A 9015-nucleotide genomic window follows, 5' to 3' on the forward strand; every position below is an offset into this window, starting at 1 on the left:
CCGGCGCACCCGCCGGCCGCGCCGCCTAGTCTGGAGCCGTGCGGGGATTACTGCTGCGTCTGTCGACTCTGGACGCCGACGCGGAGAGTGCCGTCCGCGTCATCGCCTACTTCGACTCACTGGTGCAGAACCACGCGAGTGTCCCGGTGCTCCTGCAGGCGACGGCACGGCTGACGCAGTGCCCCGTGGGTCTCGTCGACGCGGTCACGGGCAGGCGGCTGCGGGTCTCCCCCGGCGGGGACGCCGAGCGGTCCGGGGCTCCTCCCGAGTCGGCGGCCGACCGACCGCTCGGCTCGTCCCTCGGCGCCGTGTGGATGGAGCGCGGGGGCCGGGCCCACGGGCTCGACGAGATCGTGCTGGAGCGCTTCGCCGTGGCGGCGGAGATCACGCTTGAGCGGGCCGCCGCCCTGGCGCAGGCGGGCAACGATCCGGCCCTGGTGGAGCTGGCCCTGTCGGCCGACGCCTGCGAGGCCGAGCGGGCACGGGCGCTGCGCCTGCTCGGCTTCGGGCCCGCCGCCCGGCTCCAGGTGCTCGCCGCTCCGGCCGGCGACGGGGACGCCCTCGCCGTCCACCTGCGCGCCACCGACCACCACGTCCGGACGGCCACGGTGGGCGACATCGCGGCGGTGCTGGTGAGCCCCTGCGTGGACGGGCTCCCCGGGACGTGGCGCGCCGGCGTCGGGCCGTCGGTGAACGGGACGGACGTCGCCGCCTCCTGGGCCGGCGCGCGGACCGCGCTGCGCTTCACCGGCCCGCACCCCGCGGACCGGGTGGTGAGCTGGGCCGATCTCGGAGCGCTCGCCCTCTTCGCGACCCACGTGCCGGACGAGGCCATCTCCGGCCTCGCCGACGTGCGCGCCGTCGAGGAGCTCTCCCGCCGGCCGTACGGCGCGGAGGCGCTGGACGCCGTGCGGGCCCTGTGCGCCGAGGGGTCGGTGCGCCGGGCGGCCGCCGCCGTGCACCTGCACCACAGCTCGCTGGCGGCGCGCCTCGCGCGCGCCGAGGCCGTCCTCGGCTTCTCCCTGGCCGGCCCCGCCGGACGCCTCCGGGCGCACCTGGCCCTCCAACTCGTACGGCTGCGCGCGGATGTCAGCGGAGCAGGGCCCGGCGGAGCGCCACCATCCGCTCGGCGACGGCCCGGCGGCTGATCTCCACGTCGGGCAGCACCATGTCGAAGCCGTGGAAGGCCCCCGGATACAGGTGGAACTCGGTGGAGACACCCGCCCGCACCAGCCGCTGGGCGTAGTCGATGCACTCGTCCCTGAAGACCTCCAGCTCGCCGACGTCGACGTAGGCCGGCGGCAGGCCTGACAGGTCGGTCGCCCTGGCGGGCGCGGCGTACGGTGACACCCCGTCGGTGCCGGCGTCGTCGCCCAGCAGCGAGGCCCAGCCGAGGAGGTTGGCGGCCCTGTCCCAGACCACCGCCTCGGTGAACTCGTGGCTGGACGGCGTGGTGTTGCGGTCGTCGAGCATCGGGCAGATCAGCAGTTGGAAGGCCAGCGCGGGACCGCCCCGGTCGCGGGCCAGCAGCACGGTCCCCGCGGCGAGGCCGCCTCCGGCGCTGACCCCGGCCACCGCGAGGCGCTCGGGATCGATGCCGAGCTCGGCGGCGTTCTTGGCGGTCCAGAGCAGACCGGCGTAGCAGTCCTCCACCGGCGCCGGGTGCGGGTGCTCCGGCGCGAGGCGGTATTCGACCGAGACGACCACGCACCCCACCTGGACGGCGTAGTCCACCAGCCACGGGTCCTCCGCCTCCAGGTTGCCGAACATCATGCCGCCGCCGTGGATCCAGTAGATCCCCGGGACCGCTCCCCGCTGCCCGGCAGGACGGTAGATCCGCAGCCGGAGGTCGGGAGCGCCCTCCGGGCCCGGCACCGTCCGGTCCTCGATCGCCACCTGTCCGTCCAGCTCCAGGGGGGCCATCGCCGCGAACGCCGCCTCCACCTGGACGCGGAGACCGGGCACGTCCTCCGGCCGCATGCCGCGCAGGTCGGACACCGGGAGCGGGCCCGCCCCGAGGGCCTCGGCCAGTCCGGGATCGATGTTCGGATGAAGCGCCATGTCACTCACCTCTGGATTGGTCACCTACGGGAAGACGGCATGCCGTACGCGCGATCGGTCCTGCCCAGAGCATGCGTGAGCCCACGGCCGTCCCACAACCGCAACATGGCCGCGATGAGCGGGCACTTGACCGCCAGTCGGCGGCCGTCCACCCCTATCCGGCCGGCGCGGGCCGGGAGGCCCCCTCTCCGGGCCAGTGGGTGGCCGTCCCCGATCGGTGGGTGACCGTCCCTGATCGGCAGGTGATCGTTCCTGGTCGGCAGGTGACCGTCCCTGGTCGTTAGGTGACCGTCCCTGATCGGTGGGTGGCCGGACGGTCAGACCTCCGCCTCGGCCTCCGCGAGGGGACGGCCGCTCCGGCCCGCCGCGGGGCGCAGGGCCCCGGCGAGGAGGGCCCCCGTCAGGGTGACGGCCGCCAGGAGGCCGAAAGTGGTGGGCAGCGAGGTCGCGTCGGCTATCCAGCCGATCACGGCGGGGGCCACGAGCCCGGACAGATAGGTGATCGTCGCGACCCCCGCGATCCCCAGGCTGGGCGTCGCGGTGGCGTTGCCCCCGGCGGTGAAGCACAGCGGCACGATCACCGCCACGCCCAGTCCGACCAGGGCGAAGCCGATGATCCCCAGCAGCGGCGTGCGGGCCGCGACGATCACGATCCCGCCGGCGGTGGCGATCAGGCCGCCGGCGCGGACGGTCACGACCGGTCCGAGCCTGCGGACGATCAGGTCTCCGGACAGCCGGGTGACCGCCATGGCCAGCGCGAAGATCGCGTAGCTGGCGGCGGCGACGCCGGGACCGGCGCCGGTGACGTCCTTGACGTAGACGGCGGCCCAGTTCACGCTGGCGCCCTCGGCGATGGTGGCGCAGAACCCGACGGCCCCGATGGCGAGGATCGCCCGCGGGGGCACGGCGAACCGGGGTGGCGCCTGCTCACCGGGCTCGGGCCGGGTGTCGAGCAGGCCGCGGCCGGCCACGGCGCCGACGGCCAGAAGCACCAGCGCCGCGACCGAGTGGTGGACGCGCGCGTCGAGCCCGGCCTGCGCCGCGACCACCCCGATCCCGGCGCCGGTCAGGCTGCCCACGCTCCATATGCCGTGCAGGCCGGAGATGATCGAGCGCTCCAGGCGCCGTTCGACGAGCACTCCTTGGGCGTTCATCGCGACGTCGCTCATGCCGGCCGCCGCGCCGTAGACAAGGAACGCGGCGCACAGCCAGGGCAGGCCGGGAGAGAGCGTGGGGAGGGCCAGCGCCGCGCAGAACAGGGCGATCAGGACCCGGGTGGCGGCGCGCCCCCCGTAGTGGTGGACCAGGCGCCCGGCCATCGGCATGGCGACGAAGGCGCCCAGGGCGGAGGAGAACAGGGCCACGCCCAGGGCGGCGGGCCCCAGCTGGAGGTGCTCCTGCAGCCACGGGATGCGGGTCGCCAGGTTTCCCGAGACCACGCCGTGGGTGGCGAACACCGCCGAGATCGCGATGCGCGCACGTTGATTGTCGCTGTGCATGATGCTAGAAATTAACAGGAAGGCTCCCTGATTAAAAGAGGACAGATGAGGACCGCGACCCCGCAGATGGCTCGGGCGATCAATGACCGCCTCGCCCTCGACCTGCTGCTGGAACACGGCGCCCTGACCGCTCCCCAGCTACGCGCGCTCACCGGCCTGTCCCGCCCGACGGTGTCGGACCTCATCGAGCGCCTGCAGGTGAACGGGCTGATCTCGGTCGTCGGCGAGAGTGGCGGGGACCGGCGGGGACCCAACGCCCGCGTCTACGGCATCGTCGCCGACCGCGCCCACGTGGCCGGGGTCGACGTGCGGCGCGACATGGTCAACGTGACCGTCGCCGACCTCACCGGCCGGACCCTCGGCTCCGCCACCCACCCGCTGGCGGGCGCGGGCCCGTCCGAGGCCGGACGCCCCGCGGGGGCGACGTCCGCCACGGAGGGCGGGCGCTCCGGGGAGCCCGGCGACGACCTGGTCAAGATCATCACCCGGACCGTCGCGGAGGCGGCGGGCGGCCGGAAGGTGCACGCGGTCGTCGTGGGCGCCCCGGGAATGGTGAACCCGCGGAGCGGGGAGCTGGCCACCGGCAACGGCGTGCCCGGCTGGCGGCCGAACCTGCTGCAGGCCCTGCGCCACCGGATCGACGCGCAGGTCACCCTGGAGAACGAGGTCAACCTCGCCGCCGTCGCCGAGCACCGCTCCGGATCCGCCCGGGGACGCAAGGACTCCGTCCTGCTCTGGCTGGACGACGGTGTGGGCGCGGCGGTCACCCTCGACGGAAGGCTGCGCAGGGGAGCCTCGGGGGCCGCGGGCGAGGTCGGCACCCTCGGCCTGCGGGGCGGGGCGTTCTGCGATCTGGTGAGCGCCGAGTTCATCACCGGGCTCGACGACGACTCCCTCGCGGCGAGGATCGCCGAGGGGGCCTTCGCCTCGGTGGCGGTCCTGGACCCCGGGCTCGTCATCCTGGGCGGGAAGACGGGCCGCTCCGGCGGAGACGCGCTGGCCGCGCGGGTCAGCGAGCACCTGGCCGCGCTCTCCCCCGTCCCGACCCAGGTCCGCGCGAGCACGGTGGAGGGCAACGCGATCCTTCACGGAGCCCTGTTCACGGCCCTGTCCATCGCCCACCGGGACCTCTTCGGCGAGGTGCCCGCCTAGCGGGCCGACAGACCGTCACGCCGCTGCGGGATCCGATCCCTCAGGAGACGCGGATCGCCCGGCGCGGGGTGCGCTTGGCCGTACGGGGGCCGGTCGTACTGAGCCCGGCTGTGGGTGCGCCCGGCCGTACGGGGCCGGCCGCACGGGGCCTGGCCCGCGATCTCCGGTGCGCTCCTAGGCGGCCTCAAGCGCCTCGGCGACGGAGGGGAACACCTCGAACACCTGGGTCAGGCCGGCGAGGTTGAGCCGTCGCGCGAGGTTCCCCTGGATGCCGGTGATGATGAACCGGACTCCCTCGACCTGGCCGTGGTGGCGCGCCTGGAGCAGCTCGCCTATCCCCGAGGAGTCGCAGAAGGTGAGGTCCGAGAGGTCGAGGATGAGGGTCGGCGACTGCAGGGCCTTCCACGCCCGATCCATCTCCGCCCGTAACACCGGGGTGTGATAGTGGTCCAGCTCACCGCTGGCCTGCACGACGAGCGTCGTGCCGTGCAGCCCGGACGTGGCGGTGAAACTCGACTCCGGTTCTTTTCCCACGAACATGATCAACCCTCTACCCCGGCCTCTCCCAGCCATCCAACTTTCCCACATGGGACAAATGCCTCTGCCAGGCCGGGCGCGCGGGCTCCCCGTCCCCGCACCCCGGCCCGCCGGAGCTCGGCCCCCGGTAGCGGACGCGCTGACCACACCCTCCGTCGTGCCCGGCGACACCCCACCCTGAGCCTGCGGGATCTCCGCTCCACGGCAGCCCGCGTGCCTGCGAGGACCGGAGCCTCTCTTCTCCCTCACCTGTCTGAGGTGCCCAGGACACACGGGACTATTCCGGCACCGACCTGTGATCCCGGCGACAGGTCTCCGGGGCGGACGGGCGGGCAGACTGGGAGGATGGCCGGGATGGGAAAGCCGTGGCTGGCGGCGGTCGCGCTCATCGGGATGTCTCTTGCGGCCGGGTGCGGCCCGGACCGCACGGCGGCGCCCGCGCCGGGGACGGCCCCCACGTTCTCGCGGAGCCCCACGCCCCCGCGGACCCCGGCGCTCTCGCGGACCCCCGCGCCGGGCCGCACGGGATCCGTGAGCCCCGCGCCGAGCGGCGCGGCCACCGGGCCGGTCACCGCCTCGGCCGCGTGGGCCACCGCCGAGGGCGCCGAACTGCCGGGGAGCTCCGCGCTGCTCGACGTGGCGGCGACCGGGCCCCGTGACGCCTGGGCCGTCGGGTTCAAGAACAGCGCCGAGGACCGGGAGGGCACGCCCGCCGCGCTCCGGTGGGACGGGAGCCGCTGGCGCGAGGTGCCGCTGGCGGGGGACGACCTCTACCGCCTTGAGGGGGTCAGCGCGGCCGGGCCGGATGACGTGTGGGTGGTGGGCAACGGCGGGAGCGCCTCCGCCGCGCACTGGGACGGGCGGCGCTGGGCCTGGGAGAGACCCTTCGGGGTGGCGGACGACTACCGGATGGCGGACGTCGCGACAGCCGGCGGCACGGCGTGGTTCGCCGCGAACGGCCCGTCGAAGGCGGTGGTCCTGGAGTGGGCCGGCGGGGGCTTCCGCAACGTGCTGAGCACCGGCGGCGCCCTCAGGGCGGTCACCGCCAAGGACGGGCACGTCTGGGTGGCCGGTTCGAGCGAGCGGAACACACCGCTGATCTTGCATGGCACCGCCGGCGGCGGATGGGAGACCGCTCGGACGCCCGAGATCCCCGGGGGCCGGCTCAACCGGGTCTGGCAGATCTCGCCGTCCGAGGTGTGGGCGGTCGGGGAGGTCGTCACCGGTCCCGGCGAGCGCGCGGGACAGCCGCTGGTCCTGCGCTGGGACGGGTCGAGCTGGAGCCGGGTGGAGGTGCCGGTCCGCCTCGGCGCCCTGCACGGCGTCACCGCCTCCGGGCCGGGCGACCTGTGGATCAGCGGGGTCGACGCCGACCATTCGGGGCAGGTGCTCTTCCTCCGCTTCGACGGCGCGAGGTGGTCGCGCGAGTATGGTCCGCTGCTGCGGGCCCACGACGACGACCAGCAGTACGCGGAGACCGACGACGTCAACCGCACCGGCATCGCCCGGGTGCCGGGCACCGGGGCGCTGTGGACGGTGGGGTCGGTCGGCGTCGGCGACGACGAGGAGGACTTCGTGCTCCGGCGCTGAGGCCGCCGGACCTCCCGCCGGCCCACGGCGCGGCCGTCGGGAGAGGCGCGTAACTGTCGGTGGGCTGGCGTAGTCTCTCTCAAACTCCAACAAAAAGGAGTAAGAGATGAAAAGGGTCCGAATCGTCCATACGCCCCGCCCGCCCCGTAAGCCCGCCCCGCTCGACCTGCGCACGCCCTCAGGACGGACTCTCCCCTTCTGAGACGCCCCCGGGACCACCGTCCCCTCCCAGCAGGAACAGCCGGTTCACGGACCAGAGAACCACACCCACGGCCACCAGCACGCCCGCGCGGAGGTAGACGTCGCCGTCGCGGCCCGTGACCGGCAGCACCAGAACCAGGCAGACCAGCGCGCCCACCACGGGCATCCAGCTCGGCGCCCGGTAGTGGTCGTGCTCCACGCGGTCCTTACGGAGGACCAGCACGGCCACGTTGACCAGGGTGAACACGCACAGCAGCAGGAGCACCGTCGTGTCGGCGAGGCTGCTCACGTCGCCGGTGGCGACCAGCACCGCCGCGATGCCGACGGTGAACACGATGGCCACCCACGGGGTGGACCTCGTGGGATGGACCGCCGCGAAGACCTTCGGCACGATCCCCTCGCGCGCCATGCCGTACACCAGGCGTGAGGCCATGAGCATGTTGATCAGCGCGGTGTTGCCCACCGCGAGCAGCGCGATGAGCGCGAACAGCTTGGGCGGGAAGGCCGGCCCCGCGACCTTGACGACCTCCAGCAGCGGGCCGGAGGAGTCCGTCAGCGTCTCGGTGTCGACCAGCATGGTCGCGGTGAACGCCACCGCCATGTAGGTCGTCGCGGCCACGACCAGGCCCCCGAAGAGCGCCCGGGGATAGTCGCGCTGCGGGTCCTTGGACTCCTCGGCGAGGTTGACCGAGTCCTCGAAGCCGAGCAGCGCGTAGAAGGCCAGGGCGGTGCCGCCCAGGACGCCGAGGAACGCGCCGTTGGCCGGGTGGAACGACAGGGCCCTGGCGGGCTCGCCGTCTCCGGACAGCAGCGCGTGGACCCCGATCGCGATGACGACCAGCAGGCCGAACGCCTCGATGACCGTCAGGACGACGTTGACCTTGACGGACTCGGAGATCCCGGCGAAGTTCACCAGCGTCACGAGGCCCAGGAAGATGAACGCGCCGACGACCACCGGCAGCGTGACGAACTCGCCCAGGTATCGGCCGCCGAACGCCCGGGCCGCGGCGCTCGCCGAGGTGATCCCGCTCATCAGCACGGCGAAGGCCACGACAAACGTGACAAAAGGAATATTGAACGCTTTATTTGCATACAGCGCAGCTCCGGCGGCCTGCGGATATTTCCCGACAAGCTCGGCGTAGGCGGACGCCGTCAGCGCGGCCAGCACGAAGGCGATGAGGAAGGGCAGCCACAGCACCCCGCCGACATAGCCGGCCACCTTCCCGACCAGGGCGTATATCCCCGCGCCGAGGATGTCGCCTACCACGAACAGCAGCAGGGCCCTGCGCCCGATCACCCGCTTGAGCGAGTGCTGGGGTGGACCAGAACCAATGATCGCCTCAGCCATGCACTTCCCTTACCCAACGCGACGCGATAATCACCCTCCGTAATGTTGGTCTGTTTCTGTTAGCGGCATGAAAGTGATCCGCAAGGATGGCTCCCTAGTGTCTCGTCCGTCACAAGAAGCAATGAAAGGCAGAAATGCGTAGCCCCCTCTTCTCCCGCCGGATCGCCGCCACCCTCGCGGGAGCCGCTCTCATCTCCCTCACCGCCGCCTGCGGTGGGTCCGGCAATGCCGCACTCTGCACCGAGGCGACGAAGCTGATGACCGACTACGGCTCGTCCGTGGCCTCCTTCGGCACCGACCTCAGCAAGTACAACGAGGCGAACCAGAAGCTCGCCGACAGCCTCAAGGCTCTGGCCGGCAAGGCCGACGGCGAGCTGGCCTCGGCGCTCAACGACTTCTCCGCCACCTGGGCCTCCTTCAAGGTCGACGAGAAGGACCCGGCCGCGTCCGCCGCGGCCCTCCAGGACATCGGCAAGAAGACCCAGGAGGCGGCCGCCAAGCTCGGCAGCGCCTGCGCCTAGCGGAGCCCGTGCCTCCTCGGAAGAGGAGGCACTCTTGGCACGGCCGTCGCTCCGCCTGCGGGGGGCAGCGCGGCGCGACGGCCGTGCCGGACGTCCTCGGAGCCCC

Annotated in this window: 8 protein-coding genes; 4 read left to right on the plus strand and 4 right to left on the minus strand. The window is 73.1% G+C overall.

What is annotated here, in order from left to right; genetic code table 11:
• The first annotated feature begins 38 nt into the window (after nt 1–38).
• Nucleotides 39–1148: a helix-turn-helix domain-containing protein gene (locus tag ACWDS7_RS22385; RefSeq protein ID WP_451930835.1), complete on the plus strand. Its 1110-nt coding sequence runs from the start codon at nt 39–41 to the stop codon at nt 1146–1148.
• Here the strand turns inward: ACWDS7_RS22385 and ACWDS7_RS22390 are convergent.
• Both ACWDS7_RS22390 and ACWDS7_RS22395 read right to left on the minus strand, forming a co-directional pair.
• Entirely contained in the window at nt 1090–2061 is a 972-nt protein-coding gene (locus ACWDS7_RS22390; protein ID WP_451930836.1) for an alpha/beta hydrolase, read from the minus strand. The two genes, ACWDS7_RS22385 and ACWDS7_RS22390, sit on opposite strands and share 59 nt — an antisense overlap.
• A 317-nt stretch (nt 2062–2378) precedes the next feature.
• Entirely contained in the window at nt 2379–3560 is a 1182-nt protein-coding gene (locus ACWDS7_RS22395; protein ID WP_451930837.1) for an MFS transporter, read from the minus strand.
• Nucleotides 3561–3605: 45 nt separating this feature from the next.
• On the opposite strand from ACWDS7_RS22395, the gene ACWDS7_RS22400 reads away from it, so the two are divergent.
• The gene (locus ACWDS7_RS22400) at nt 3606–4712 is read left to right on the plus strand and encodes an ROK family transcriptional regulator (protein ID WP_451930838.1); all 1107 of its coding nucleotides are present in this window, start codon (nt 3606–3608) and stop codon (nt 4710–4712) included.
• A 174-nt stretch (nt 4713–4886) separates the two neighbouring features.
• Here ACWDS7_RS22400 and ACWDS7_RS22405 read toward each other — a convergent pair whose 3' ends face one another.
• Complete coding sequence (locus ACWDS7_RS22405; protein ID WP_451930839.1) at nt 4887–5252, minus strand: STAS domain-containing protein; 366 nt, start codon at nt 5250–5252, stop codon at nt 4887–4889.
• Between the two features lie 351 nt (nt 5253–5603).
• On the opposite strand from ACWDS7_RS22405, the gene ACWDS7_RS22410 reads away from it, so the two are divergent.
• Nucleotides 5604–6839, plus strand: a complete 1236-nt coding sequence (locus ACWDS7_RS22410) for a hypothetical protein (protein WP_451930840.1) — start codon at nt 5604–5606, stop codon at nt 6837–6839.
• 178 nt (nt 6840–7017) lie between these two features.
• Here ACWDS7_RS22410 and ACWDS7_RS22415 read toward each other — a convergent pair whose 3' ends face one another.
• Nucleotides 7018–8388 (minus strand): APC family permease, encoded by a 1371-nt coding sequence (locus ACWDS7_RS22415; protein ID WP_451930841.1) that lies wholly within the window; start codon nt 8386–8388, stop codon nt 7018–7020.
• Between the two features lie 134 nt (nt 8389–8522).
• Between ACWDS7_RS22415 and ACWDS7_RS22420 the strand changes: the two genes are divergently transcribed.
• Entirely contained in the window at nt 8523–8909 is a 387-nt protein-coding gene (locus ACWDS7_RS22420; protein ID WP_451930842.1) for a hypothetical protein, read from the plus strand.
• Nucleotides 8910–9015 lie beyond the last annotated feature (106 nt).

The organism is Streptosporangium sp. NPDC003464 (assembly GCF_053588315.1).